We start from the raw sequence: 410 nt of genomic DNA on the forward strand, positions 1-410 counted from the left end.
GCTCACCCGCATCCAACTGCTCGTGCTCGACGACTGGGGCAGCCATGGGCTGACCGAGCAGCAGCGCGGCGATCTGCTTGAAATCTTCGAGGAGCGCTACAAGCGTAAATCCACCTTGATTACGGCTCAGTTACCGGTCGCTCAGTGGCACGAAATGATCGGTGCCCCCACGATCGCTGACGCCATCCTCGACCGCCTGGTACACAATGCCCACCGCATAAAACTCGAAGGCGACAGCATGCGCAAAACCCGACCCGCGCCCCTCTTGACCGACATAGAGAAAGCCGAAATCATAACCGCCTGAACCACAACAAGGCACCTATGACCAAACTGCGCCGACTGTCCGGGACTTAGCGAAACGCCTGTCCGCGATTTTGTGAAACGGCTGTCCAGAACTTCTGAAATACGCA

The 410-nt window shown here is 57.6% G+C and carries 1 protein-coding gene; it reads left to right on the forward strand.

Annotated features, from left to right (window positions below):
* A partial coding sequence (locus HWN72_RS30845; RefSeq protein WP_211152344.1) for an ATP-binding protein occupies positions 1-304 on the forward strand: 304 nt, incomplete at its 5' end.
* Between the last annotated feature and the right edge of the window lie 106 nt (positions 305-410).

Origin of the sequence: Novosphingobium sp. HR1a (assembly GCF_015594425.1) — a bacterium.
GTDB classification, from domain to species: domain Bacteria; phylum Pseudomonadota; class Alphaproteobacteria; order Sphingomonadales; family Sphingomonadaceae; genus Novosphingobium; species Novosphingobium resinovorum_A.